Raw genomic sequence first — 25171 nt, forward strand, 5'->3', positions numbered from 1 at the left:
CTTCGCGGTGCGAACGGCCCACGCCCTGCTCGTGACCGGATCGGCGGAGTGGGTAGCATGGCCCGTATGGCGCCTACACCCCAAGTCGTGAATCGTCCGCGCATCCTGATCGTCGGCGGAGGCTACGTCGGCCTCTACACGGCCCTCGGCCTGCAGAAGAAGATCAAGGAGCAGGGCGGCATCGTCACCCTCGTCGACCCGTTGCCCTACATGACCTACCAGCCGTTCCTGCCGGAGGTCGCCGCCGGCAACATCGAGTCGCGGCATGCCGTGGTCTCGCACCGGATGCACCTGAAGGACACCGAGCTGATCAACGGCAAGGTGATCAAGGTCGACCACGACGCCCGGACGGCCACCATCCAGTCCGTGGACAACGAGGACCCGTTCCAGCTGAGCTACGACGAGATCGTGATCGCGGCCGGGTCCATCACGCGCACCTTCCCGATCCCGGGCCTGGACGAGGCCGCCGTCGGCCTGAAGGCCATCGAGGAGGCCAACGGCATCCGCAACCAGACGCTCGAGCTGATCGAGACGGCGTCGCTGACCTCCGACGAGGACGTCAAGCGGCGCTCCTTGACGTTCGTGGTGGTCGGCGGCGGCTTCGCCGGCATCGAGATCCTCGCCGAGCTGGAGGACATGGCGCGTGTCGCGGCCGAGCGCAACCCTCGGCTCAAGCCCTCCGACCTGCGGTTCGTTCTCGTCGAGGCGCTCGGTCGGATCATGCCCGAGGTCACCGAGGAGCAGGCGGTCAAGGTCGTCGAGCACCTGCGCAGTCGCGGGATCGAGGTGCACCTGAACACCTCGCTCGCCTCTGCCGAGGGCGGCCACCTCAAGCTCATCTCGATGCCTGACAAGGCGCCGAAGGACGAGTTCGACGCCGACACCCTGATCTGGACCGCCGGCGTGCAGGCCAACCCGATGGCGAAGAACACCGGCTTCCCGCTCGACGAGCGCGGCCGGGTCCGGGTGTCCGCGGACCTGCGCATCACCGGTGACGACGGCCCGATCCCCGGCGCCTGGTCCGCCGGCGACGTCGCGGCCGTGCCGGATCTGACCGGGCAGGGCCCCGGCGGCTTCTGCGTGCCGAACGCGCAGCACGCCCTGCGGCAGGCCAAGCGCTTGGCGAAGAACATCCTCCTCGCCCGCGCCGGCCAGCCCCCGGTCGACTACAAGCACGCCTCGCTCGGGGCGGTCGCCGGCTTCGGCACCTGGAAGGGCGTGGCGAAGATCGTGCTCGGGGGCAAGACCATCAAGCTCGACGGACCGCTCGCCTGGCTCGCGCACCGCGGCTACCACGGCATGGCCATGCCCACGCTCGAGCGGAAGGCCCGCGTCGTCGGCAACTGGGCCATCTCGCTGGGGGTCGGCCGGGACACCACCCAGCTGCTCAACCTGAACGATCCCACCCGCACGTTCCGGGAGGCCACCTCCCCGACCCCCAAGATGGCCTCGCCGTCGACGGTGCCGGTCGGCACAGACCCGAACCGCGAGCGCCGGGGTATCGACTCGCGCCGACGGATCATGCCGCTGGACCCCGGGCCGAAGGAGACCACACCGGAGCAGACGCCCAGCACCCGCTGACGCCGCTGCACCTTTCTCGCGCCACCTGGCGACGGGCCCGGTTCACGCCGGGCCCGTCGTCGTGTGCCGGGCCGGTCAGTCTCGCGCTGGGCCGCCTCGCACCGGGAGTCACCTCGAACTGTCTTCGCACGCTGGCCCCGACAGTGGTGCCGTTGTTCGGGCTGGAGCGCTTGAGCCCGAACAGTGGGGCTGTTGTTCGGGCTGGAGTGCGAGCGGACTGGGGGCCTTGCACGCTGGCCCCGACATCGGGGCCGTTGTTCGGGCTGGAGTGCGAAGACGACGGCGGCATCACACCCCCGACCGAGAATTGCCCGTGGAACGCGAGCGCCCGGACATTACTGTCCCTCAGAGGACCGGTAGCGTGGGAGTCCGGGCCGGCGCCCGCGCCCCAGTAGCCCAATCGGCAGAGGCGGCGGACTTAAAATCCGCGCAGTGCGGGTTCGAGTCCCGCCTGGGGCACCAGCTGACCTGCCGTGTGCGTGTGTGGTGGCTCAGACCCGGCGCATCGGACGCGGGTACTCCGGCGCACGACGAGGGTCGATCATGGTTGCCTGACGTTCGTCACCGGACGGTAGCGCAGGTCGACGGTGCGGGTGGGCTCGTCGGCCTCGCGCAGAAGCCGCACGAGTCGCCGCCGAGCGCGTCATGGAGTCGGATGCCGTCATCCAGCAGGACCGTGGCGATGTGGATATCGATCTCGTCGATGAGCCCGGGGGTCGCCGATGGCGCTGTCGAAGCCCGCGCGTCCGGCGAGCACGGCGCCCGTCGTCTCGGTGCACTCGCGGTGCAGGCTTTCACGGACCGTCACCCCCTGCAGGAAACCCATGTCGTGGTCCGGACCGGCGACGAACCCATCGAGGCTCACCGTCGCCGAATTCGTGCCGAACCCTCTTGCGCCACCACTATTCAGCGTTACTATGTACTGGTAGTCAACAACACTGAGTAGCAGGGCCGGCGCGTGGGCAGGCAGATCACCGAGATGCTCAAGGGCACGCTCGAGGGCATCGTCCTGGCGATCCTGTCCGCCCGGCCGGCCTACGGCTACGAGATCACGGCGTCCCTGCGCGAGCAGGGCTTCACCGACATCGCCGAGGGCACCGTCTACGCGCTGCTCGTGCGGATCGAACAACGCGGGTTCGTGGACGTGGACAAGGTCCCGTCCGAGAAGGGACCACCGCGCAAGGTGTACACGCTCAACGCCGAGGGGCGAGCCGCCCTCGACGAGTTCTGGAGGACCTGGAGCTTCCTCGCAGAACGCCTGGACGAGCTCCGCGGAACGGAGAAATGACGTGGCTGCCAGGTGGATCGAGAGCCTGACCGGATCTCTCGAGCAGAAGAAGCAGTACAAGCAGGACGCGGCCCGCATCGAGGGCCTGCCGGAACCCCACCGCGGCGCCGCGAAGGCGGTCCACCGGTACCTCATGTACTGCGGCGGGATGCTCGACGGCGACGCGATGGTCCGGATGTTCGGTGACCTCGCCGACCTGTGGGAGCAGGCGGTGGCCGACGGGTCCACCGTGCACGACGTCGTCGGCGCCGATCCGGTGGACTTCGCCGAGACCTTCGCCCAGTCCTACGCCGGGCGGCAGTGGATCGACAAGGAACGCGCGCGGCTGATCGAGGCCGTCGACCGCGCGGAACGAGGGGAGCCGGCGTCATGACCACGACGACCGTGGATCCGGCCATCCGGGTCCGCGGGCTGGAGAAGTCCTACGGGACGCTGTCCGTGCTGCGCGGCGTCGACCTCGACGTCGCCCGCGGCAGCATCCTGGCCCTACTCGGCTCCAACGGGGCGGGCAAGACGACGATCGTGCGGATCCTGGCCACCCTGCTCGCGGCGGACGCGGGGGAGGCCGCCGTCGACGGGCACGACGTCGCCGACGCGGCGCCCGACGTGCGGGAGGCGCTCAGCCTCACCGGGCAGTTCGCCGCCGTCGACGAGGTCCTCACCGGGCGGGAGAACCTCGTCCTGATCGGCCGGCTGCGGCACGTGGCCGACCCCGGCGTCACCGCCGACGAGCTGCTCGCGCGGTTCTCGCTGACCGAGGCGGGCGGCCGGAAAGTGGCGACGTACTCCGGAGGGATGGTCCGACGGCTCGACATCGCCATGAGCCTGATCGGTAACCCGTCGGTCGTCGTCCTGGACGAGCCGACCACCGGCTTGGACCCGCAGGCCCGGCAGGAGGTGTGGCAGGCCATCACCGCCCTGGCTCACGCGGGCACAGCGGTGCTGCTGACCACGCAGTACCTGGAGGAGGCCGAGCAGCTCGCCGACCGGATCGCGATCCTGCACCGCGGGCGCATCATCGTCGACGGCACCCTGACCGAGCTCAAGGCAATGCTGCCACCGGCGCAGGTGGAGTACGTCGAGAAGCAGCCCAGCCTCGAGGAGGTCTTCCTCGCCCTCGTCGGTGACACCGGACCCGACGTCGTCGTCGCCACGGACGGCGCCCGAAGCGGCGTCGCCGCGGCCGACACCCACCGGGAGCGCCAGTGAGCACCCACGCCCTCGCCGACACGGCGGCCCTGACCGGCCGGTCCCTGCGGCACATCACCCGCAGCCCCGACACCATCATCACCACGGTCGCCACGCCGATCGCCCTGCTGCTGCTCTTCGTCTACGTGTTCGGCGGGGCGATCTCGACCGGCACCGCGTCCTACGTGGCCTACCTGCTGCCCGGCATCCTGCTGATCACGATCGCCTCGGGCACCGCCTACACCGCCGTGCGGCTGTTCGCCGATCTGCAGGGCGGCATCGTCGACCGGTTCCGGTCCCTGCCGATCGCCCGGGCCGGGGGTGCTGTGGGCGCACGTCCTGACGTCCCTGGTGGCCAACGGCATCTCGCTCGCCGTCGTCGTGCTCATCGCCGTGGCGATGGGATTCCGCTCCGGGGCGAGCGTGCTGGGCTGGCTGGCGGTGGTCGGCATCCTGGCCCTGGTCACCCTCGCGCTGACGTGGCTGGCCGTCATCCCCGGCCTGCTGGCCAGGACCATGGACGGGGCGAGCGCGTTCGCCTACCCGCTGATCTTCCTGCCGTTCGTCAGCTCGGCGTTCGTGCCCACGGCCACGATGCCCGGCCCGGTGCGCTGGTTCGCCGAGAACCAGCCGATGACGTCGGTCGTGAACGCGGTCCGGGGCCTGCTCGCCGGTCAGCCGGTGGGTACGGATCTACTGGTCGCGCTGGCCTGGTGCGTCGGCGTCCTGGTCGTCGCTTACGTCGCGGCCATGGTCGTCTACCGCCGGCGGATCCGCTGAGGCAGCGAGCACGCGCGTCGCCGTCAGTGGATGAGCACCTCGACGTGCAACGGCGTGCAGAGGTCGACCAGCCAGTCCAGGTCCGGGCCAGCGGCGAAGACGCGGGCGTAGGCCGGGTCGATCGCCAGGTCAAGGGTCTCGCGCACGGCCGCTACCTCGCCCTCAGCCGCATACAGGACTGGGATCGCCGGATCGCCGAAGAACGCGAAACGGGTCGCGCCGCCGACGCCGGGATTGAAGGCGTTGGCGGCCCGCGATGAGCCGGCCACGCGGTACATCGGACTGCCCGCTGAGAGGGTGAAGACCTCAGGCTCGAAGGGCTCCGGCGGGTCGGGGATCACCAGTCGACGGTTGCGGCGCGACGCAGCTTGTCAAGGACGTCCTCGTCGCCGAGGTGCTCCACCGGCCGGTCGCTACCGAAGTATCCACTCGGCGAGACCAGCCAGAGGATCAGGTCTTCGCCGTCCCAGCCGCAGTCCCGCGCCGTGGCGACCAGTCGCGGAATCGCCGGCCGGACCCGGCCGTTCGCGGTGTCGAATTGGAATCCCGGGTAGAGGTACGCGTTACCCCGCCGCACGCCCATGATCTTTCCGGCCGCACGCTGGTCCGCCGCCAACGACCGGCTCGACTTCTTCGACCCGGTCAGCGCGGCGACCTGCACGCTCGTCAGGAGACCGAACTCGGCCTCGACGCTGGCCCAGACGTTCTCCGTGGCCATCAGGGCGCGCGTAAACTGAGGCGAGGCTGCACCGCGCACGGCGGACATCGCAGGGCCAAGAACGGCCACACTGCGAGCCATCCGCGACGCGGTCGACGCGAGCGCCTCTACGACGTTGCTCGGAAGCGCCGAGGGTCCCAGCTGCCTCATAAGTCGCCGTCTCGGCGACGACGGAGCGACGACGTCGGTCCTTATGACGGGCGATGGGTGTAACACTCTTGAGCACGGTGCTACACTCGCCGCATGCCCACCAGTCGCCCACGGCACTACGTGACAGAAACCGACGAACTCTCGGCGGCTCTGGACCAGGAGGGTGCCCGATGGCCGGGCTTGAGCCGGGCGCAGCTGCTGGTGCAGCTGGCACTGGAAGGCCACCGTGCCATCGAACGCGACCGAGATGCGAGCCGGGATCGCCGGCTTGCGGAATTGCACGAGCACAGTGGGGCCCTGACCGGGGCGTACGAACGTGACTACCGCGATGAGCTGCGTGCGGAGTGGCCGAGTTGATCGTGCTGGATGCCAGCACGATCATCGCCTACCTCGACGCCACCGATGCCCACCACCAGCGCGCCGTGACGGTGCTCTCCCGAGAGGTCGACGACGAATTCGTGGCCAACCCGCTGACCATCGCGGAAGTGCTGGTCGGCCCCGCGCGACGTGGGCGTCTCGATCAGGCACGTGAGGCGCTGAAGGCCCTCGGCGTGGTTGAACTGCCCTTCCCAGCTGATTCCTCGCTGCAGCTTGCCCGCCTGCGCTCCGAGACCGGGTTGAGGATGCCGGACTGCTGTGTTCTCCTCGCTGCGGAACAGGGCCTCGGCGCTCGTCTGGCCACCTTCGATCGGCGGTTGGCGCAAGCCGCGGCGCACCGCGGCGTCACCGTCGTCACCGATTGACACCTGCATCGTCGGCATGCTGCCCGACGCGGACGCCGCCTTACCGGAGGCGTTGGAGGCAGCCCTACAGGTACAGGCCGGTGTCCGCCTCGGCCGTCTCGGGGGCGGCGACGGCGTGCACGTCCCGCTCGCGCAGCAGCACGTAATCCTTGGCGGCGATCTCCACCTCGAGCCGGTCTTCCGGGTCGAACAGGACGCGGTCCCGCAGGGCGACCTGCCGCACGTTCGGGCCGATCGCGACGACGTCGGCCCACGCCAGGCGTTTGCCCATCACCGCGGTGGCGGGGATGACGATGCCCGACGCGGACCGACGCTCGCTGCTCTCCGCGTCGAGGCTGACCAGGATCCGGTCGTGCAGCATGCGCAGGGGCAACGAGGAGGTGGCGGAGGAGACGGGCATGGATGCGCTTTCGAGGAGGTGACGGGACGGGCCGGTGCGGGAATCGACGACGACGGGCGCGCACCGGGAACGAGTGTAGTCGCCACGACCGTCCGGCCTCCGGACCGCCGTCGCTCACGCCCTCAGAGAACAGCCCACGCACAAACGCTGGTACGAAAGCCCGTTCCCGATAGACTGGCGGGGTTCTAGCCCCCTTCTCGAGGAGTCAAGACGCCATGGCAGCCGGTGGCAACCCCCTGCTGAGCAACAACCCCGCCATCACCGGTCGGGGTCAGTACCAGGACGGGCGGGCCGGATACGCGCCCGTCCCTCCCCAGAATTCCTATGGTCAGGGCCGGTTCGGTCAGGGCCAGTTCGGTCACGGCCAGCCGGGTCACGGCCAGTCCGGTTACGGCCAGCCGAACGACCTGCAGGACCTCTACAACCGTCCGTCGGCGACCCCGTCCCAGACGGGACGGATGACCTTCGACGACGTCATCGTCAAGACCACCATGACCCTCGGCCTCGTGGTCGTCGGCGCGGCCATCGGCTGGTTCGTGCCGGGTCTGATGCTGGTGGGCCTGATCGGTGGCCTCGTCCTCGGCCTGGTCAACGCCTTCAAGCGGGAGCCGGCACCGGCGCTGATCCTGGCGTACGCGGCGCTGGAAGGCCTGTTCCTCGGCGGCATCTCGAGCTTCCTGGAGGGGATCTACCCGGGCATCGTCGTGCAGGCCGTGGTCGGCACGCTGTCGGTGTTCGCCGTGACCTTGCTGCTGTTCCGCAGCGGCAAGGTCCGTGCCACCCCGCGGGCGATGAAGTTCTTCCTCATCGCGCTCGCCGGCTACGCCCTCTTCTCGATGGTGAACCTCGGCCTGATGGTCTTCGGCGTCACCAGCGGCATGTTCGGCCTGAACAGCGCCAACATCCCCGGCACGTCGATCCCGTGGGGTCTGGTCATCGGTCTGCTCGCCATCGGGCTCGCGGCGTTCTCCCTGATCGTCGACTTCACGTCGATCTCCGAGGGAGTGCGCAACGGTGTGCCGGCCCGCTACGCCTGGAGTGCGGCCTTCGGCCTGACCGTCACCCTGGTGTGGCTGTACGTGGAGATCCTTCGCCTGCTCGCCATCCTGCGCGGCGACGAGTAACGCGCAGCACGACCACAGGACAACGGCCCCGGCGTCTCGTCGCCGGGGCCGTTGTCGCGTGGTGCCACAGACCGGCTCGTGCGCCATGTCGTGGGGCCGGGCCCGCGGCACTGCACGGTGCCTCTGACCGGGTCGGGCGAGGGCGCTGTCAGCCGACGCGGCGCGCGCCGTCGGCCGGCTCGACCGGGAAAACGCCCGGCGCGGTGAACCCGGCGTCGGCGAACGCGCCGCGCACCGCCTCGGTGACGGTGTCGACGTCCTCGGCGTGGACCAGGGCGATGGCCGAGCCCCCGAAACCCCCACCCGTCATCCGCGCCCCCAGGCTGCCGGCGGCTCGGGCGGCGTCGACCGCCGTGTCCAGTTCGGCGCAACTGATCTCGAAGTCGTCCCGCATCGAGGCATGGCTGGCGTCGAGCAGCTGCCCGATCGCGGCGGGGGAGGACGACCGCAGGGTGGCGACGGTGTCGAGCACCCGCTGGTTCTCGGTGACGACGTGCCGTAGCCGTCGGAACGTGACGGCGTCCAGCCGGCCGGCCGCGGCCTCCAGATCGGCGACGGCGACGTCGCGCAGCGCTTCGACGTCGAGCGCCTCCCGCGCCGCCTCCGTGGATCGGCGCCGGTCGGCGTAACCGCCGGTGGCGTGCTGATGCTTGACGTGGGTGTCGACGACCAGCAGCACCAGGCCGTGCTCGGCCAGGTCCAGCGGCACTTGTTCGCTGTGCTGGTCGCGGGTGTCCAGGAACACCGCGTGCCCCGCCGCACCGCGCAGCGAAGCCGTCTGGTCCATGATCCCGGTCGGCGCACCCGCCATCTCGTTCTCCGCCTGCTGGCAGGCCAGCACCAGTTCGTCCGGCCCGATGTCCACCCCGGTGAGGTCGCGCAGCCCGACGGCGACGGAGCACTCCAGCGCCGCCGACGAGGAGAGCCCCGACCCGGTGGGCACGGTGGAGTCGACCAGGATGTCCGCACCCTCCACCCGCACGCCGCGCGCACTGAGCGCCCAGACGACGCCCGCCGGGTAGGCGGCCCAGCCGGTCACCGCGCCGGGGGCCAGCGACGCGAGATCCACCGCGACGACGCCGTCCTGCGACCGGGAGGCCAGCCGCAACCGCCCGGAGTCGTTCAGGGCGATGGCCGCGGTGGTGGCCGCGTCGATGGCGAACGGCAGCACGAACCCGCCGGTGTAGTCGGTGTGCTCCCCGATCAGATTGACCCGGCCGGGCGCGAGGAACAACCCGTCGGGCGGGTCACCGAACGTCGCCGTGAAGTCGGTGGCCAGCCGGCCCGCGTCGACGACGGTCATCGGCCGGCCACCGGATTCGACGCCGGTGCGGAGACGCCGGCCGGCGCTCCCGACACCGCTCGCAACCGCTCGGCGATCTGCTCGGGCACCGTGTCGTTGATGAACGCGCCCATGGCGGCCTCCGATCCGGCGAGGAACTTGAGTTTGTCCGCGCTGCGGCGCGGCGAGGTGATCTGCAGATGCAGCCAGGCGGCGGCCCGCAACCGGGGGTCGGCGGGCGCCTGGTGCCACGCCGCGATGTACGGAGTGGGGGTGCCGAACAGGTTGTCCAGCCGGTTCAGGGCGTCCAGGTACACGCGGGCGGCATCCTCCCGCTCGGCGTCCGTCAGTTCATCCAGCCGCCCCACGTGGCGGTGCGCGGTGAGGTGCACCTCGAGCGGCCAGCGCGCCGCCCACGGCACGTAGGAGGTGAAGTGCTCGCCGGTCATGATCACGCGGGACCCGTCACGTTGCTCCGCGGCCAGCAGCCGCTCGCCGAGCAGCGTGCCGGTCTCCGCCAGGTGGGCGGCGGCCCGCTCGGCGAGCAGTGCCGCGCGCGGGGTGACGTACGGGTACGCGTAGATCTGGCCGTGGGGATGGTGCAGGGTGACACCGATCTGTGCGCCGCGGTTCTCGAAGACGAACACCTGGGCCACGCCGGGCAGGGCGGAGAGGGCGGCGGTCCGCTCGGCCCAGGCGTCCAGTACGGTGCGCGCCCGGCGCGGCGGCAGGGTCGCGAAGGAGCCGCTGTGCTCGGACGTGAAGGCCACGACCTCGCACCTTCCGGTCGAGGGCACCGGCTGCCCCCAGTGCGGGTGCACCGGCACCGGGCCGGCCGCCGGCCCGAGCGAGGGGAAGCGGTTCTCGAACACGACGACGTCGTAGTCGGCGGCGGGGATCTCGGACTCGCGGCGGCGTCCGTCGGCGGCGAGATGTCCGGACGGGCACAGCGGGCATTGATCCGCGGGCGGCAGATAGGTGCGGGTCTGCCGGTGCGCGGCGATGGCGGTCCACTCCCCGCTCAACTCGTCGAAGCGCAGTTCGCCCGGCTCGGGCCGCGGGGGCAGCGGACGCGGATCGGCCGGCGGGATGAACGAGGCCGCCGAGGCGGCGTCGTCGAAGAAGTAGAGGATCTCCCGGCCGTCGGCCAGCCGGCCGGACACGTGCCGGGCCGTCACGCGCCGACCCCCTGAACCGGGGCACCCACCGGGGCGAGGACGACCTCGTCGATGTACCCGCGGAGCAGGTCGACGGCGGAGGCACTCATCGTCTCGTCGGTGATCAGGGTCTGGATCTCCTCCAGGCCGGCGATCCGGCTGAGCCCGGACAGGCCGAACTTCGTGTGGTCCGCGAGCACGCACAGCCGGGACGCCGACTCGAGCATCTGCTGGTTCGTCTGCGCCTCGAGCAGGTTCGGGGTGGTGATGCCGCGTTCGAGGGACACCCCGTGCACGCCCATGAAGCACACGTCGACGTTCAACGTGCTCAGCGCGTGCACGGCGAGCGGCCCGACCAGTGCGTCCGACGGGGTGCGCACACCACCGGTCACGATGACGACCGGGCCGCGCGTGCCCGTCGCGGTGGCGTCGGCGGCCCACAGCACGTCGGCGATGCGCGGGGAGTTGGTGACGACGGTCAGGTCGGGGATCGGGGCGAGCAGCTGGGCGAGGGCGTGGGTCGTGGTGCCCGAGTTCAGGGCGATCGCCATCCCCGGTTCGACCAGTCCGACGGCGGCCGCGGCGATAGCGGCCTTCTCGGCGCCGTCCCGGGCCGCCTTGGCGGCGAAGCCCGGCTCCTCGGAGGTGGGTGAGCTGCGTAGCGTGGCGCCACCGTGCACCTTGATCAGCAGGCCGCGACGGGCCAGGGAGTCCAGATCCCGGCGCACCGTCATGTCCGAGACGTCGAAGGCGTGCACCAGGTCGGTCACGCGGACCACGCCCTCGGCCTGCAGCCGGTCGACGATGGCCTGCTGACGCTGGGCTGCGAGCACGGTGCCTCCTTCGCGGTGCGGGTCGCCAGAAGCGGGTCGGAGAAACGGGAGAACGAGAGCGGGCGAACAGAGGAGAACGACAGGAGTGCAGAGGACGAACGGAGGGAAGAACCGGGGCGCCGGGGCGAGGGCCGTGACGGCGACCCGAGGCCAGCGTGCCTCCTCCCGCACACCGATGTCAACAATTTCCAACATTCGGCGCGGCGGCGCCGAGGTACCCCGAATCCCCGTCGGCCGACCAGTACAACGCGCACCGCAGTCAGTTCCGCTGGGGTCGTTGACACGAGGCGTGATGTCTGGCACATTCGTCGCAACGTCGAAACATGGTGGTTTCTGTTGGATTGTGCATCGGGTGTCTCCCGGGCGCGGTCGCGGGCCGCCGGCCGCCGACCCCGTCGTCGTTCCCGTTCGTCAATCGCCAGTTCACCGCAATCCCGAGGAGTCGTCATGGCAATCTTCGATCGGTCCGCCTCCGGGCGGCCCCTGTCCCCGTCGCCGTCGGCGGTGAACCCGCTCGCCCGGGTGGATCTGTCCCGCCGGTCCGTGCTCGGTGGAGCACTCGGCCTGTCCGCCCTCGGGCTGCTCACCGCCTGCGGCGGGCAGTCCACCACCGCACGGCGACGACCTCCGGCCCCGCCACCGGCACGGTCACCTTCGGGTCCAACCAGTCCGATGCGGTCCCGAAGGCCGCCTACCAGAAGGTCGTCGACAATTTCACGAGGGCGAACAGTGGGCTGAACGTCAAGATCAACACGGTCGACCACAACACTTTCCAGGAGTCGATCAACAGCTACCTCCAGGGCCAGCCCGACGACGTGTTCACGTGGTTCTCCGGGTACCGGATGAAGTTCTTCGCCGATCAGGGCCTGGCCGCGGACGTCTCCAGCGTGTGGGACAGCATCGGCGGGTCCTTCGCGGACTCCTTCAAGCAGGCGGCGACCGCCACGGACGGCAAGCAGTACTTCGTCCCGTTCACCTACTACCCGTGGGCGGTGTTCTACCGGAAGTCGGTGTTCGAGTCCAAGGGATACCAGGTCCCCACCACCCTCACCGAGTACGTCGACCTGGCCAAGGGCATGAAGAGTGACGGCCTGACGCCGATCGGCTTCGCCGACAAGGACGGCTGGCCGGCCATGGGTACCTTCGACATCCTGAACATGCGCATCAACGGCTACCAGTTCCACGTCGATCTGATGGCCGGCAAGGAGTCGTGGGACCAGGACCGCGTCAAGGAGGTCTTCAACACCTGGAGCACGCTGCTGCCGTACCACCAGTCCGGTTCCCTCGGCCGGACCTGGCAGGAAGCCGCGCAGGGCCTGCAGCAGAAGAAGACGGGCACCTACCTGCTCGGCCTGTTCGTCGCCCAGCAGTTCCAGACCCCCGGCTCGCCGGCGTCCGACCTGGCGGACCTCGATTTCTTCACCTTCCCGAAGATCAACGACCAGTACGGCACCGACTCGATCGACGCCCCGATCGACGGGTTCATGATGTCCGCGAAGGCCAAGAACGCCAACGGCTCGCTCGAGTTCCTCAAGTACCTGGGCACCAAGGAGGCGGAGGCGGTCAACGTGCAGACCGACAAGTCCATCGTGGGGGCGGCGAAGGATTTCGACACGTCCAGCTACACCGCGCTGCAGAAGAAGGCCGTCGACGTGGTCTCCTCGGCCAAGAACATCGCCCAGTTCATGGACCGGGACACGCGCCCCGACTTCGCGTCGACCGTCATGATCCCCTCGCTGCAGAAGTTCATCCAGAACCCGAAGGACATCAACCCGCTGGTCAGCAGCATCGAGCAGCAGAAGAAGGCCATCTTCGCCGGATGAGCCTGACGTGCCCGGGCCCGGTTCGGTGCCTCCCGACGACGTCGGGGATCACCGGCCGCCGGACCGGCCCGCGGCCGTGAGCAGGAAGGCAGATCGATGACATCCACCGTCCGCACCGGTGACGGCACCCGCCGCGAGCGCCGGGCCGGCCGTGCCACGGCAGCCCGGTCGACGCAGCCGGAGGTCCGGAAGGTCCGGCGGTTGACGGCGACCGACCGGATCGTGATGGGCCTGATGGTCGGGGTCCCGGCCCTGCTGGTCACCGCCTTGATCTGGGGGCCCTCGATCGCCTCGATCGCGCTCTCGTTCACCGCCTGGAACGGCGTCACACCGGCGCAGTACGTGGGCACCCGCAACTACGAGCAGATCGCCAGCATCTACCCCCCGTTCTGGCCGGCGTTGGTCAACAACGTCGTGTGGCTGCTGTTCCTGCTGCTGATCGCGACCCCGCTCGGGCTGCTGCTCGCCGTCATGCTCGACAAGCAGATCCGCGGCACCCGCGTCTACCAGAGCGTGTTCTATCTGCCCGTGGTGCTCTCCCTGGCCCTGGTCGGATTCATCTGGCAGCTCATCTACTCCCAGGACCAGGGATTGATCAACGAGCTCACCGGCGCGAACGTCAACTGGCTCGGCGACAGTTCCATCAACCTGCCCGCCGTGCTCGTGGCCGCGGGGTGGCGGCACGTCGGGTACATCATGGTGCTCTACCTGGCCGGTCTGAAGGGCGTGGACACCGAGATCAAGGAGGCCGCCGCGCTCGACGGTGCCTCCGAGACGCAGTCGTTCTTCCGGGTCGTGTTCCCGACCCTCAAACCGATCAACGTCGTCGTCCTCGTCGTGACCGTGATCGAGGGCCTGCGCGCGTTCGACATCGTCTACATCATCAACAAGGGCACCAACGGGCTGGAGCTGATCTCCGTGCTGATCACCAACAACATTCTCGGCGAAGCCAGCCGGATCGGCTTCGGCTCGGCCCTCGCGGTGATCCTGCTGGTCATCTCGCTGGCCTTCATCATCACGTACCTGTACCAGAACGTCCGACGGGAGGGCGCCCAGTGAGCACCACCGCGGACACCTCGACGAACCGCGGCCACCGGGCAGCACCGCGCGGCGGCGGCGATCAGCTCGTGCCGGAACGCCGGAAACCGCTCCGGCCCGCCCGCGTCGTCCTGCACGTCTTCCTCATCGTCTGCGCCGTGCTGTGGCTGATCCCGCTGCTGTGGGCGCTGTACACGTCGCTGCGGCCCTACTCCGAGACCGCGGCGAAGGGCTACGTGTCGCTGCCCTCGACCCTGACGCTGCAGAACTACTTCACCGCGTGGAACCAGGGCCAGATGCCGCGGTTCTTCCTCAATTCGCTGCTGATCGCCGTGCCCGCGGTCGTCATCGTGCTGCTGCTCGCCTCGGCCGCCGCCTTCGTGCTCTCCCGCTTCAGCTTCACGTTGAACATCGGCCTGCTGATGTTCTTCACCGCGGCGAACCTGCTGCCCCAGCAGGTGATCATCACCCCGCTGTACCGGTTGTTCCTCAACCTCGGCCTCTACAACACGCAGTTCGGGATCGTGCTGATCAACGTGGCGTTCCAGCTCGGGTTCTGCGTGTTCGTGCTCTCCAACTTCATGCGCGCCCTGCCGCACGAGCTGACCGAGGCCGCCCTGGTCGACGGGGCGAGCGTGTGGCGCCAGTACACGAGCGTGATCCTGCCGTTGACCCGGCCGGCGCTCGCGGCCCTGGCCACCCTGGAGTTCGCCTGGATCTACAACGACTTCTTCTGGGCCCTGGTGCTGCTGCGGGACGGCTCCCTGATGCCGGTGACGACGGCCCTGAACAACCTCAAGGGCAACTTCTTCACCGACAACAACCTGATCGCGGCCGGTGCCATCCTGGTGGCACTGCCCACGGTGCTGATCTACGTGCTGCTGCAGAAGCACTTCGTCGCCGGGCTCACCCTCGGTGCGAACAAGTGACCGGCGAGCACGTGACGGGCGACCACGTGACGGACGAACACGTGACGGGTCGGCACGTGCCGGACGACGTCCTTCCGGCCGGGTGGGAGCACAGCACAGCCCCCGGCGCGGGTGCGCTGCCGCCGGCGGCGGCGATGGACAGCACCGCACCGACCCTGAGCCTGGCCGGGGACTGGGAGTTCCGCTGGACCGCGTCCCGACCGGCGGCGCCCGCCATGCCCGGCGAGCACGCGGAGCCCGGGCGACCCTACGCCGACCGGGTGACCGTCCCCGGGCACTGGGTGCTGCAGGGGGAGGAGCCCGGGGGCCGGCGCCGCTGGGGTTCGCCCTGGTACACCAACGTCAACTATCCGTTCCCGGTGGACCCGCCGTTCGTCCCGGACGACAGCGCGGTCGGGGATCACCGGGTCGAGTTCACCCTGCCCGGCCCGCACCAGGGTGACCACCCGCTGCACGGGTGGGAGCAGGCGCGTGCCCTCCTGGTGCGGTTCGACGGGGTCGACGGCGGCTACGCGGTGTGGGTCAACGGCACCCCGGTCGGCTGGGCCACCGGTAGCCGGCTGGTGCACGAGTTCGACGTCGCCCCGCACGTGCGGCCCGGCGCCAACGTTCTGCAGGTCCGGGTGCACCGGTTCAGCGCCGCCAGTTACCTGGAGGACCAGGACCAGTGGTGGCTGCCCGGCATCTTCCGCCCGGTGACCCTGCGGCTCCGCCCGCACGCGGGGATCGACGACGTCGACCTGCGGCCCGACCTGGACCCCGTGACCGGCACCGGCGTCCTGGACGTCACCGTGACCGCCCCCGACGACGCGTTCCCGGTGCGGCTGCACCTGCCCGAGCTCGGCGTCGACGTCACGCTCGGCGCGCACCGGCAGCGGATCGAGGTCGGACCGGTCGATGCCTGGACCGACGACGCGCCCCGCCGCTACACCGTCCGGGTCGAGGCGCCCGGGGAGACCGTGACCCTGCGCACCGGGTTCCGGCGGATCGAGATCCGCGACGCCGTCCTGCTGGCCAACGGCCGGCCGGTGCGGTTGCGCGGGGTCAACCGGCACGAGTTCCACCCGCGCACCGGGCGCGCGGTGACGGAGGAGTTCACCCGCGCCGAGCTGGTGCGGATGAAGCAGCACAACATCAACGCCGTCCGCACCAGCCACTACCCGCCCGCCCACCACCTGCTCGAGCTGGCCGACGAGCTCGGTCTGTGGGTGGTCGACGAGTGCGACCTCGAGACCCACGGCTTCGTGCACCGGGGCTGGCGGGACAACCCGAGCGACGACCCCGCGTGGCGGGACGCCTACCTGGACCGGATCGCCCGCACCTGGGAGCGGGACAAGAACCACCCGTGCCTGGTGATGGTCTCCCTCGGCAACGAGTCCGCCACCGGCACCAATCTGGCCGCCATGAGCGCCTGGCTGAAGGAACGCGGTTGTCCCCTGCCGGTGCACTACGAGGGAGACCGTGAGTCCGCCTACACCGACGTGTACTCGCGGATGTACCCGACGTACCGCGAGTGCGAGCACGTGCTGACCGGTGCGCTGGTGCCCAGCGTGCCCGACGACGGGCAGGGACGGCTCGCCGGCCGCCCGTTCGTGCTCTGCGAGTACGGGCACGCGATGGGCAACGGTCCGGGCGGTCTGGCCCGGTACGAGCAGCTGATGGATCACTACCCGCGGTTCGCCGGCGGCTTCGTCTGGGAGTGGAAGGATCACGGGATCGCCACCACCACCCCCGACGGCGTGCGGTACCTCGCGCACGGCGGAGACTTCGGGGAACCGATCCACGACGGCACCTTCGTCATGGACGGGGTGTGCTTCGCCGACGGCACCCCGAGCCCCGCGCTGCTCGACATCCGGTCGACGTTCGAACCGGTGCGGATCACCGTCGGCGACGACGGTCGGCTCACCGTGCGCAACCGGAACACCGCCGTCGACACCGGGTACCTGCGCTTCGCCTGGCAGCGGGAGCTGGACGGCGTCGTCATCGCCGGGGGCGAGCTGCCCCTGCCGCCCGTCCCGGCGGGAGAGACCGGCATCGCGGTGGTGCCGGACCTCACCGTTCCCGAGCGCGGCGCTTCCCGGGACGCCGCGTCCGCGAGCGCGGTTCTCGCGACCGCCGCATCCGAGGGCACCGTGTCCGGCCGGGCTGCCGCAGACCCGGGTGATGCGCCCGTGGCGGTGCACCCGGAGAGCTGGCTGATCGTCACCGCCGCGCTCGCGGCCGGGACGGCGTGGGCGCCGGCCGGTCACGTCGTCGCGGTCGGCCAGGGCCGGCTGACCGGCCCGCCCCCCGGTCCCGCGCCGGGAACGGGCGATCCGGCACCCGTGGTCGCCGACCCGGCCGGGGCGACGGCTCACCGCGTGGGAATCGCCGAGTTCACCGCGAGCGGTGAGCTGGTCAGGCTCGGCGCGGTCCCCGTGCGCGGTCTCGGGCTGTGCCTGGACCGGGCGCCCACGGACAACGACCGGGGCACCACCGAGCCGACCCGGGACACCCGACGATCGGACCGGCCCGGGTTCGACTGGGACGCCGACGCCGGGACGGACCGGGTGCCCGTGGCGGCCGCCCAGCCGTGGGCGGAGCACCGGCTCGGTGCCTGGCAGCGCCGTACCCTGGACGTGCGGGGAACGGACGGCGATCCCCGCGCCGGCGCGTTGACCCGCGTAGAACGCTGGGGCGAGCCCGCCGGTGACGCCGCCGCCCAAGTCACCACGACGTGGCGGCCGACCTCCGCCGGGGTCGCCCTGACCGTGACGATCACACCCCGGGGCAGCGCCGTCGACCACCCGTTGCCGGTCGCCCGCGAGGGCGTCGTGCTGACCCTCCCGGCGGGCGGCCTGGACACCGTGCAGTGGTTCGGACCCGGACCCCAGGAGAGCTACGCAGACACCGCCGTCGGCGCCCGGGTCGGTCGGCACCGGCTGCGGGTGGACGACTTCATCACCAGCTACCCGTCCCCGCAGGAGAACGGCAATCGCCGCGGTGTGCGCTGGCTCCAGCTGCGCCCGGGAGCGCACGCGGACACCGGCGCGGACGCGGACGATGCGCCGGCCGTCCTCACCGTGCGCGTGCTCGCCGCCGACACCGCCGACGGCTGGCTGAACATGAACGTGCAGCGGCACACCCCGGCCCAGCTGGCCGCCGCCGCCCACCCCCACGAGCTGCCACCGTCGGACGTGCTGTACCTGCACCTCGACGTCGCGCAGCACGGTATCGGCAGCCGCTCCTGCGGCGTCGACGTCGAACCCGAGCACCGGCTCGTCCTGCACGAGACGTCGTTCACCGTCGAGTTCCTCACGCCCACCGCCGGAAGGACCGCATGACCGTCCCCTCCCAGGAACCCCGCCAGCCGGACGCCGACCGGTCGAGACCCGACCAGCCGAGACCCGACCAGCCGAGACCCGCGCATTCCGGACTCGTTCACCTGCGTGCCGCCGGTACCAGCGTGCTGCTCGACCTGTCCGACGCCGCGACCGACGACCGGCGCACTGACCAGGACGGCGACAGGCCGGCACCGGCGTTCCTGCACTGGGGAGCGGATCTCGGGCCGGTGCCGCCGCCGGCCGCCGCCTTCGCCCGGCCCGTCACCCACTCCGGCTGGGACGATGCGGCGCCCCCTCCCGTCGTGCCCGCCGCCGCGGGCGGGTGGACCGGCCGGCCGGCCCTGCGCGGCAGCCGCGGCGGCGCCGACTTCTCCCCGCACTGGCGCCTGACGGACGCCCACGTCGACATCCCCCACGACCGCGGTCCCGGAGGCGCGGGCGCGGACGGACCGGACCGCGATGCCGGTGCTCACCCGGTCGGTGCCGGCGGAGCCATCCGGCTCGAGCTGGCCGACGACCGGGCCGGCCTGGCGTTGACCTGGGAGCTGGAACTGCACGTCACCGGCGTCGTCCGGGTCGCGGCGACCGTGCGCAACACCGGCACCACCCCGTACCAGCTCGCCGCCCTCGAGGTCAGCCTGCCCGTCGGCGCGGCCGGGCGCGAACTGATGGACCTGACCGGCACCTGGACCCGCGAGCGGCACCCGCAGCGATTGCCCTTCGCCCAGGGCTGCTGGCTGCGGGCCGGCCGGCACGGGCGCACCGGGCACGACGCCCCCACCGTGCTCTGCGCCGGGGAGGAGGGCTTCGCCCACCGCCGCGGCCGGGTCTGGGCCGTGCACCTGGCCGCCAGCGGCGACACCGAGGTCTTCGCCGAGCGCACCCCGGACCCTTCCCGCCGGCTCGGCGGCGGGAACCTGCTCGGCGCCGGGGAGATCGACCTGGCCCCGGGCCAGGAGTACCGCAGCCCCACCCTGTTCGGTGCCTACGCCGACGCCGGGCTCGACGGCATCGCCGCCGCCTTCCACCGCTGGGTCCGCGCCCGGCCGCAACACCCCGACCGGCCCCGTCCCGTCATCCTGAACACGTGGGAGGCCGTCTACTTCGACCACGACCTCACCGCCCTGACCGAACTCGCCGACGTGGCCGCGGACATCGGCGTCGAACGGTTCGTGCTCGACGACGGCTGGTTCGGCCACCGCCGCGACGACACGGCGGGCCTGGGCGACTGGTGGGTGGACCCGGCCGCGTGGCCGGACGGGCTCGGCCCGCTGATCGACCACGTCACCGGGCTCGGCCTCGAGTTCGGTCTGTGGGTCGAGCCCGAGATGATCAGCCCCGACTCCGATCTCGCCCGCGCCCACCCGGACTGGATCTCCGGTCCCGGGCACGGCCGGACGTCGGCTTCCTGGCGCCGGCAGCAGGTACTCGACCTGGTGAATCCGGCGGGGTTCGAGCACGTCCTGGCCGCGCTCGACGCTCTGCTGAGCGCCTACCCGATCCGCTACCTGAAGTGGGACCAGAACCGGGATCACACCGAACTGGGCCACGAGGGCAGGCCGGCGGCCCGCGCCCAGGCCGCAGCCGGCCTGGCCCTGATGGCCGAGCTCAAGCGGCGGCACCCGGGCCTGGAGATCGAGAGCTGCTCCTCCGGTGGTGCCCGGGTGGACCTGGCCGTCCTCGAGCACACCGACCGGGTCTGGGCCTCCGACTCCAACGACGCGCTGGAACGGCAGACCATCCAGCAGTACACCGGGCTGCTGCTGCCGCCGGAGCTGATCGGCGCGCACATCGGCCCGCCCACCGCGCACTCGTCGGGGCGCACGCACAGCCTCGGGTTCCGGGCGGTCACTGCCCTGTTCGGGCACCTGGGCCTGGAGTGGGACATCCGACGGACCGACCCGACCGAGCGTGACGAGCTGCGCCACGTCATCGGGCTCTACCGGCAACACCGCGAGCTGCTGCACACCGGCGTCACCGTCCGTGCGGACACGCCCGGGACCGGGCTGAACATCCACGGCGTCGTCGCCCCGGACGGGGCCAGCGCCCTGTTCGCGGTGGTCGCCACCGCCACCGGTCCCGACGTGGCACCCGGCCCCCAGCCGCTGCCGGGCCTGGACCCCGCCGGCGTGTACGACGTCGAGCTGGTCGATCCGCTGCACCCGGGACCGCCCCGGTTCCACGCCCCCACCGACCCGGCCGCCGGGCACGGCGCCGAGGATCACACCGTCAAGGAGAAGGAGGGACCGGGCTGGATGCCGCGGCTGACGGGGATCACCGGGACCGCCCTGGCCGTCACAGGTCTGACCCTGCCCGTGCTCAACCCGGAGCAGGCCCTGCTGCTCTCCGTGCGGCGGACCGGAACTGTCGGGGCCGCGCGCGGGGGAACCGGGATCGCCGGCCCGAGCACCGCTGGTTGAAGCGAGCGCGGCGGGTAGCGTGACCTCATGAGCGCTTCGACCCGCCCCGCCACCGGCGAACAGTACGAGATCGCCGTCGGCGGTACCCGCGCCGTGATCACCGAACTCGCCGCCGGGCTGCGCCTGTTCGAGGTCGACGGCGTCGCGCTGACCGAGACGTACGACGACGACGCGATCGCCCCCGGCGCTGCCGGGATCACGCTGGCGCCGTGGCCGAACCGGATCGCCGCCGGCCGCTGGACCCAGCGGCTGCCCGACGGGGGTACCCGGACCCAGCAGCTGGACATCACCGAGCCCGCCCGTGGCAACGCCATGCACGGGTTGCTCCGCAACACCGGCTACACACCGCTGGAGCACCGCGCCGAGTCGGTCACCCTGTCGGCGGGCATCTACCCGCAGCACGGCTACCCGTTCCACCTGATCCACGAGGTGCACTACGCCGTCTCGGATGACGGATCACTGCACGTGCGTCAGCGGCTGACCAACCGGGGAAGCGGAACCGCGCCCGTAGCGCTCGGTGCCCATCCCTACCTGCGCGTCGGTGACGTCCCGGTGGCCGACCTGACCCTGCGCGTGGACGCGGCGACCCGCCTACTGGCCGACCCCCGGTCCCTGATCCCGACCGGCACCGCGCCGGTCGACGGCGGGGAGCACGACCTGCGCGCCGGCCGGCGGATCGGCTCGTTGCGGATGGACAGCGCGTACACGGATCTGGCGCTGGTGGACGGCGAGCACCGGCACGATCTGCGTGCTCCCGACGGCAGCGGCGTGCAGCTGCGGACGGGACCGGAGTGCGGGTACGTGCACGTCTTCATCACGGACCACACCCCGGGCCTGGGTCTCGCCGTCGCGCTGGAGCCGATGAGCGCCCCGGCCAACGCCTTCAACAGTGGGGACGGGCTGCGTCGGCTGGCCCCCGGCGAGGAGTTGACCATCTCCTGGGGCCTGCGCCGACTGCCTGCCTGACGGCAAGTGGTCAGCGGAGCGAACCAGCTACACGCAGCTCAGCGAACCCGGATCTCCGCGTCATGGCCGCTGGACCGGGCCAGCCTCGCGTCCCGGGTCAGAACCGGACAGTGCAGCGCCTCGGCGAGCACCACGTAGGCGGCGTCATAGGCGCTCAGATTCGCGTGAAGCTCGAATGCGCGCCGGCGTAACGGCGCGGCGCTCGGCCACCGTTGGATGGACAACGCATCGAAGTCGGTCAAAGCGTCCCGCGCTCTGGAGGGACTGATGCGGCCGCCGAGAGTCAGCCCACGCAGCGCAGAGACCACCTCGAAGTCCAGCAACGCGGGCGCGTGCAGGTCTTCGCGGGCGATCTCGGCACGGAGGTCTTCGCTCCCCTCGACCGCCGTCAGTGCGTCGACCACGGCCGCGCTGTCGATGACGATCACCCGCGCGGCCGTGACATCAGCTGCTGGTCCCGCTCGGCGCGCGCGGCAGCGACGACGTCGGCAGCGGAAGCGGTGGCCTGCTCGGCTCGCTGCGCGGCCCTGTCGAGTACGTCGGCGACGGTGGGACGGGCCACCTCCCGGTCGATGAGGTCGAGCAAGTAACCGTTGAGTGACTGTCCCCGGGCCGCAGCTCGGGCCTTGAGCGCACGCCGCGCTTCCTCGGGTACATCTCTGATCTGTAGCAGGGAACTCATAGTTTCATTTTAGGTGCAAACCCATCCAGTCTGTATGAACCTTGCGTCCGGGTTCGGACGCGCGGCGCGGACGCAAAATACCCGATCGCACGCGATCGGGTCGATGATGGACCGCATGGGACTTTTCAGTGGCCTGCGCGGCGAGACGCCGACCGCCCCGCCCCCGGACCCCTCGTTCCAGCCGGCCGGTGACGAGGTGCCGTACGCGCTGCGGATCGGGGCCGCCTGGTCGTGGCGGCTGGTGATGATCGTCCTCGTCGCATGGGGACTGTTCTACGTGGTGGCGTTCTTCAGCGTCCTCATCATCCCGCTGATGATCGCCGCGCTGCTGGCCGGCCTGCTCTCCCCGCTCGTCCGGGCGCTGCACCGGAACCGGGTGCCCAAGGGCCTGGCCGTGGCGATCGTCGAGATCGGATTCATCGTGGTGGTGGCGGGCGCCCTGACCCTCGTGGGCCGGCAGATCGTCTCGGGCATCTCGGCCCTGTGGGGGCAGGCCCGCGCCGGGTACGAGCAGCTGATGGGCTGGCTGCAGAGCGGCCCCCTGCAGTTGTCCACCGCCGAGATCGACCGCTACCTGCAGCAGGTGGTGCGGAGCGTGCAGGACAACAGCAGTACCGTGCTGTCCGGTGCCGCGTCCGTCGGCACCACCGCCGGTCACGTCGCCGCCGGTCTGCTGCTGACCGTCTTCTCGCTCATCTTCTTCCTGCTCGACGGCGACCGGATCTGGCGGTTCGTGGTCGGGATGCTGCCCCGCCGGGCCCGCCCGGCGACCGACGGGGCCGGCCGGCGCGGCTGGCAATCCATGGTGTCCTGGGTGCGCGTGCAGATCCTCGTCGCGGCGATCGACGCCATCGGTATCGGCGTCGGTGCGCTGGTCATCGGCGTCCCGCTCGCCATCCCGCTCGCGGTGCTCGTGTTCCTCGGCTCCTTCATCCCGATCGTCGGCGCCCTCGTGACCGGCAGTGTCGCGGTGTTGCTCGCCCTGGTGGCGCTCGGTCCGATCCAGGCGGTGATCATGCTCGCCGTCGTGCTGCTCGTCCAACAGATCGAAGGACACATCCTGCAGCCGCTGATCATGGGCCGGGCCGTCTCCTTGCATCCCCTCGCCGTCGTGCTCGCCGTGACCGGCGGGTCGCTGGTCGCGGGCATCGCCGGCGCCCTGTTCTCCGTGCCGCTGCTGGCCGTCGTCAACACCGTCATCCGCTACCTGGCCGGGCGGCAGTGGGAGACGGACCCGCTGCTGGTGGGTTCCGGCGCCGACGGGTACGGCCGGCACGCCGAGGACACCGACCGGCAGCGGCAGGACCACGGCCGGTCCGGGGCCGACGCCGAGACCGCGGCGGTGAACGCCACCGGCGCGGACGCGCCCGACGCTGACCGCAGTGACCGCAGCGACCGCAGTACCGCCACGACCGACGTGGAGCGCACCCGATGAGCAGCACCGGCCTGACCGGACTCCAGGTCCGCTACGAAGACGTGCTGGCGGCACGCCGGCTGCAGGCCGGCCTGATCGAGAACACGCCGATCCAGCACTCACGCGCCCTGGCCCGGATCACCGGTTCCCCGGTGTATCTGAAGTGCGAGAACCTGCAGCGCGCCGGTTCCTTCAAGGTGCGGGGTGCCTACACCCGGATGGCGCGGCTGAGCCCCGAGGAACGGTCCCGTGGCGTCGTCGCCGCGTCGGCGGGCAACCACGCGCAGGGGGTGGCCGTCGCCGCGAAGCACCTGAGCGTCCGCGCCCGCATCTACATGCCGGTCGGCGTGGCCCTGCCCAAGCTCGCGGCCACCCAGGACCACGGTGCGGAGGTCATCCTGCACGGGGCGACCGTCGACGAGGCGCTCACCGAGGCGCAGCGGTACGCCGCCGACTCCGGTGCCGTGTTCGTACACCCGTTCGACAACGTCGACGTCGTCGCCGGGCAGGGCACCGTGGGCCTGGAGATCGTCGAGCAGGTGCCCGACGTCGACACCGTGCTCGTCGGCGTGGGTGGGGGAGGCCTGCTCGCGGGCCTGGCCGTCGCCCTCAAGCACGAGGCGCAACGGCAGGGCCGGCAGATCCGGGTGATCGGGGTACAGGCCGAGAACGCGGCCGCCTACCCGCCGTCCCTCGCGGCGGACGCGCTGGTGCCGCTGCAGAGGGTCACCACCATGGCCGACGGCATCGCGGTCGGGAAACCGGGGCAGATCCCCTTCTCCATCATCAAGGAACTCGTCGACGACGTCGTCACCGTCAGCGAGGACGCCCTGGCCCGGGCGCTGATCTTCCTGTTGGAGCGATCGAAGATGGTGGTCGAGCCCGCCGGCGCGGTCGGCGTGGCCGCCCTGATGGAGGGCCGGATCGAGAACCCCGGGGTGACCGTGCCCGTGCTCTCGGGCGGCAACATCGACCCGATGCTCATGCTCAAGGTGATCCAGCGCGGCCTCTCGGCGGCGGGTCGCTTCCTGCAGGTGCGGATCATGCTGCACGACCGGCCGGGCTCCCTGGCCACCATCTCGCGGGTCATCGCCGAGAACGACGCCAACGTCACCGGGGTGGACCACACCCGGATCGGCGGGTCGATCAACATGGGCGACGTGGCCATCACCATCTTCATGGAGACCAGGGGCGAGGAGCACTGCGCCGCGATCCTGCAGGCCCTGCGCGACGAAGGGCTGGATCCGCAGGTCATCCACGGCTGAGTTCCGGCCGCACCTCCGCACTGACGCGCTCCGCTGACGTGATCCGCACAGCGCAGCGGCCGGTCAC

23 protein-coding genes, 1 tRNA gene and 1 pseudogene are annotated in these 25171 nt (G+C 71.1%); 17 read left to right on the plus strand and 8 right to left on the minus strand.

Annotated elements, in window-relative coordinates; translation table 11 throughout:
• Positions 1-66 precede the first annotated feature (66 nt).
• From BKD30_RS10360 to BKD30_RS10385, 6 genes and pseudogenes are all read left to right on the plus strand, one after another.
• Positions 67-1581: an NAD(P)/FAD-dependent oxidoreductase gene (locus BKD30_RS10360; RefSeq protein WP_083956292.1), complete on the plus strand. Its 1515-nt coding sequence runs from the start codon at positions 67-69 to the stop codon at positions 1579-1581.
• A 385-nt stretch (positions 1582-1966) separates the two neighbouring features.
• Positions 1967-2043: transfer RNA gene (locus BKD30_RS10365), tRNA-Leu, on the plus strand.
• A gap of 496 nt (positions 2044-2539) precedes the next feature.
• The gene (locus BKD30_RS10370) at positions 2540-2869 is read left to right on the plus strand and encodes a PadR family transcriptional regulator (RefSeq protein ID WP_076704473.1); all 330 of its coding nucleotides are present in this window, start codon (positions 2540-2542) and stop codon (positions 2867-2869) included.
• 1 nt (position 2870) lies between these two features.
• The gene (locus tag BKD30_RS10375; RefSeq protein WP_076704475.1) at positions 2871-3242 is read left to right on the plus strand and encodes a DUF1048 domain-containing protein; all 372 of its coding nucleotides are present in this window, start codon (positions 2871-2873) and stop codon (positions 3240-3242) included.
• Complete coding sequence (locus BKD30_RS10380; RefSeq protein ID WP_076704477.1) at positions 3239-4078, plus strand: ABC transporter ATP-binding protein; 840 nt, start codon at positions 3239-3241, stop codon at positions 4076-4078. The genes BKD30_RS10375 and BKD30_RS10380 overlap by 4 nt, the downstream gene beginning before the upstream one ends.
• Positions 4075-4837: pseudogene (locus BKD30_RS10385) on the plus strand (ABC transporter permease). The gene BKD30_RS10380 and the pseudogene BKD30_RS10385 overlap by 4 nt, the downstream one beginning before the upstream one ends.
• Positions 4838-4860: 23 nt before the next feature.
• Here the strand turns inward: BKD30_RS10385 and BKD30_RS10390 are convergent.
• Positions 4861-5178 carry a hypothetical protein gene (locus tag BKD30_RS10390; protein WP_076704479.1) on the minus strand — a complete coding sequence of 106 codons (318 nt, stop codon included), beginning with the start codon at positions 5176-5178 and terminating at the stop codon, positions 4861-4863.
• On the minus strand, positions 5175-5555 hold the full coding sequence (locus BKD30_RS10395) for a hypothetical protein (protein ID WP_076704481.1): 381 nt from the start codon (positions 5553-5555) through the stop codon (positions 5175-5177). The genes BKD30_RS10390 and BKD30_RS10395 overlap by 4 nt, the downstream gene beginning before the upstream one ends.
• A gap of 243 nt (positions 5556-5798) precedes the next feature.
• Between BKD30_RS10395 and BKD30_RS10400 the strand changes: the two genes are divergently transcribed.
• Positions 5799-6062, plus strand: a complete 264-nt coding sequence (locus BKD30_RS10400; RefSeq protein ID WP_076704482.1) for a hypothetical protein — start codon at positions 5799-5801, stop codon at positions 6060-6062.
• The gene (locus BKD30_RS10405) at positions 6050-6448 is read left to right on the plus strand and encodes a type II toxin-antitoxin system VapC family toxin (protein WP_083956294.1); all 399 of its coding nucleotides are present in this window, start codon (positions 6050-6052) and stop codon (positions 6446-6448) included. The genes BKD30_RS10400 and BKD30_RS10405 overlap by 13 nt, the downstream gene beginning before the upstream one ends.
• Positions 6449-6512: 64 nt before the next feature.
• On the opposite strand, the gene BKD30_RS10410 is transcribed toward BKD30_RS10405, so the two are convergent.
• The gene (locus tag BKD30_RS10410; protein ID WP_076704484.1) at positions 6513-6848 is read right to left on the minus strand and encodes a GroES family chaperonin; all 336 of its coding nucleotides are present in this window, start codon (positions 6846-6848) and stop codon (positions 6513-6515) included.
• Between the two features lie 215 nt (positions 6849-7063).
• Between BKD30_RS10410 and BKD30_RS10415 the strand changes: the two genes are divergently transcribed.
• Positions 7064-7972, plus strand: a complete 909-nt coding sequence (locus tag BKD30_RS10415) for a Bax inhibitor-1/YccA family protein (protein ID WP_076704485.1) — start codon at positions 7064-7066, stop codon at positions 7970-7972.
• A 148-nt stretch (positions 7973-8120) separates the two neighbouring features.
• On the opposite strand, the gene galK is transcribed toward BKD30_RS10415, so the two are convergent.
• Genes galK through BKD30_RS10430 form a run of 3 tightly spaced genes read right to left on the minus strand, consistent with a single transcriptional unit; the run spans position 8121 to position 11244 of the window.
• Complete coding sequence (galK, locus tag BKD30_RS10420; protein ID WP_076704487.1) at positions 8121-9275, minus strand: galactokinase; 1155 nt, start codon at positions 9273-9275, stop codon at positions 8121-8123.
• The gene (gene galT / locus BKD30_RS10425; protein WP_076704488.1) at positions 9272-10432 is read right to left on the minus strand and encodes a galactose-1-phosphate uridylyltransferase; all 1161 of its coding nucleotides are present in this window, start codon (positions 10430-10432) and stop codon (positions 9272-9274) included. Before galT ends, galK begins: the two co-directional genes overlap by 4 nt.
• Positions 10429-11244, minus strand: a complete 816-nt coding sequence (locus BKD30_RS10430; RefSeq protein WP_076704489.1) for a DeoR/GlpR family DNA-binding transcription regulator — start codon at positions 11242-11244, stop codon at positions 10429-10431. The genes galT and BKD30_RS10430 overlap by 4 nt, the downstream gene beginning before the upstream one ends.
• A 323-nt stretch (positions 11245-11567) precedes the next feature.
• On the opposite strand from BKD30_RS10430, the gene BKD30_RS10435 reads away from it, so the two are divergent.
• The 6 genes from BKD30_RS10435 to BKD30_RS10460 all read left to right on the plus strand — a co-directional run bounded on the left by BKD30_RS10435 (position 11568) and on the right by BKD30_RS10460 (position 21743).
• Positions 11568-13067 carry an ABC transporter substrate-binding protein gene (locus BKD30_RS10435; protein ID WP_143588159.1) on the plus strand — a complete coding sequence of 500 codons (1500 nt, stop codon included), beginning with the start codon at positions 11568-11570 and terminating at the stop codon, positions 13065-13067.
• 96 nt (positions 13068-13163) lie between these two features.
• Positions 13164-14126 carry a carbohydrate ABC transporter permease gene (locus BKD30_RS10440; RefSeq protein WP_076704490.1) on the plus strand — a complete coding sequence of 321 codons (963 nt, stop codon included), beginning with the start codon at positions 13164-13166 and terminating at the stop codon, positions 14124-14126.
• The gene (locus tag BKD30_RS10445) at positions 14123-15034 is read left to right on the plus strand and encodes a carbohydrate ABC transporter permease (RefSeq protein WP_218189295.1); all 912 of its coding nucleotides are present in this window, start codon (positions 14123-14125) and stop codon (positions 15032-15034) included. Before BKD30_RS10440 ends, BKD30_RS10445 begins: the two co-directional genes overlap by 4 nt.
• Positions 15031-18357, plus strand: coding sequence for a glycoside hydrolase family 2 TIM barrel-domain containing protein (locus BKD30_RS10450; protein ID WP_076704491.1), 3327 nt, complete (start codon positions 15031-15033; stop codon positions 18355-18357). Before BKD30_RS10445 ends, BKD30_RS10450 begins: the two co-directional genes overlap by 4 nt.
• Positions 18354-20777 (plus strand): alpha-galactosidase, encoded by a 2424-nt coding sequence (locus BKD30_RS10455; RefSeq protein WP_076704492.1) that lies wholly within the window; start codon positions 18354-18356, stop codon positions 20775-20777. Before BKD30_RS10450 ends, BKD30_RS10455 begins: the two co-directional genes overlap by 4 nt.
• A 27-nt stretch (positions 20778-20804) precedes the next feature.
• Positions 20805-21743, plus strand: a complete 939-nt coding sequence (locus tag BKD30_RS10460; RefSeq protein ID WP_076704493.1) for an aldose 1-epimerase family protein — start codon at positions 20805-20807, stop codon at positions 21741-21743.
• A gap of 38 nt (positions 21744-21781) precedes the next feature.
• On the opposite strand, the gene BKD30_RS10465 is transcribed toward BKD30_RS10460, so the two are convergent.
• Positions 21782-22171 carry a type II toxin-antitoxin system VapC family toxin gene (locus tag BKD30_RS10465; protein WP_076704494.1) on the minus strand — a complete coding sequence of 130 codons (390 nt, stop codon included), beginning with the start codon at positions 22169-22171 and terminating at the stop codon, positions 21782-21784.
• A complete protein-coding gene (locus BKD30_RS10470; protein WP_076704496.1) occupies positions 22168-22425 on the minus strand; it encodes a FitA-like ribbon-helix-helix domain-containing protein in 258 nt (85 codons plus the stop codon). The genes BKD30_RS10465 and BKD30_RS10470 overlap by 4 nt, the downstream gene beginning before the upstream one ends.
• Before the next feature lie 115 nt (positions 22426-22540).
• Here BKD30_RS10470 and BKD30_RS10475 point away from each other — a divergent pair, with 115 nt between their 5' ends.
• Both BKD30_RS10475 and ilvA read left to right on the plus strand, forming a co-directional pair.
• Positions 22541-23860, plus strand: coding sequence for an AI-2E family transporter (locus BKD30_RS10475; RefSeq protein ID WP_083956297.1), 1320 nt, complete (start codon positions 22541-22543; stop codon positions 23858-23860).
• Positions 23857-25104, plus strand: coding sequence for a threonine ammonia-lyase (gene ilvA, locus BKD30_RS10480; protein WP_076704497.1), 1248 nt, complete (start codon positions 23857-23859; stop codon positions 25102-25104). The genes BKD30_RS10475 and ilvA overlap by 4 nt, the downstream gene beginning before the upstream one ends.
• The last annotated feature ends 67 nt before the right edge of the window (positions 25105-25171 follow it).

Origin of the sequence: Tersicoccus phoenicis (assembly GCF_001968835.1) — a bacterium.
Classification (GTDB): Bacteria; Actinomycetota; Actinomycetes; order Actinomycetales; family Micrococcaceae; genus Tersicoccus; species Tersicoccus phoenicis.

Excerpts from the sequence above, each read along its gene's own strand:
- BKD30_RS10360 (WP_083956292.1), top strand. The coding sequence starts at position 67 with ATGGCGCCTACACCCCAAGTCGTGAATCGTCCGCGCATCCTGATCGTC.
- BKD30_RS10380 (WP_076704477.1), top strand. The coding sequence starts at position 3,239 with ATGACCACGACGACCGTGGATCCGGCCATCCGGGTCCGCGGGCTGGAG.
- BKD30_RS10395 (WP_076704481.1), bottom strand. The coding sequence starts at position 5,555 with ATGGCCACGGAGAACGTCTGGGCCAGCGTCGAGGCCGAGTTCGGTCTC.
- BKD30_RS10400 (WP_076704482.1), top strand. The coding sequence starts at position 5,799 with ATGCCCACCAGTCGCCCACGGCACTACGTGACAGAAACCGACGAACTC.
- BKD30_RS10410 (WP_076704484.1), bottom strand. The coding sequence starts at position 6,848 with ATGCCCGTCTCCTCCGCCACCTCCTCGTTGCCCCTGCGCATGCTGCAC.
- BKD30_RS10415 (WP_076704485.1), top strand. The coding sequence starts at position 7,064 with ATGGCAGCCGGTGGCAACCCCCTGCTGAGCAACAACCCCGCCATCACC.
- galK (WP_076704487.1), bottom strand. The coding sequence starts at position 9,275 with ATGACCGTCGTCGACGCGGGCCGGCTGGCCACCGACTTCACGGCGACG.
- BKD30_RS10435 (WP_143588159.1), top strand. The coding sequence starts at position 11,568 with ATGGTGGTTTCTGTTGGATTGTGCATCGGGTGTCTCCCGGGCGCGGTC.
- BKD30_RS10440 (WP_076704490.1), top strand. The coding sequence starts at position 13,164 with ATGACATCCACCGTCCGCACCGGTGACGGCACCCGCCGCGAGCGCCGG.
- BKD30_RS10455 (WP_076704492.1), top strand. The coding sequence starts at position 18,354 with ATGACCGTCCCCTCCCAGGAACCCCGCCAGCCGGACGCCGACCGGTCG.
- BKD30_RS10460 (WP_076704493.1), top strand. The coding sequence starts at position 20,805 with ATGAGCGCTTCGACCCGCCCCGCCACCGGCGAACAGTACGAGATCGCC.
- BKD30_RS10470 (WP_076704496.1), bottom strand. The coding sequence starts at position 22,425 with ATGAGTTCCCTGCTACAGATCAGAGATGTACCCGAGGAAGCGCGGCGT.
- BKD30_RS10475 (WP_083956297.1), top strand. The coding sequence starts at position 22,541 with ATGGGACTTTTCAGTGGCCTGCGCGGCGAGACGCCGACCGCCCCGCCC.
- ilvA (WP_076704497.1), top strand. The coding sequence starts at position 23,857 with ATGAGCAGCACCGGCCTGACCGGACTCCAGGTCCGCTACGAAGACGTG.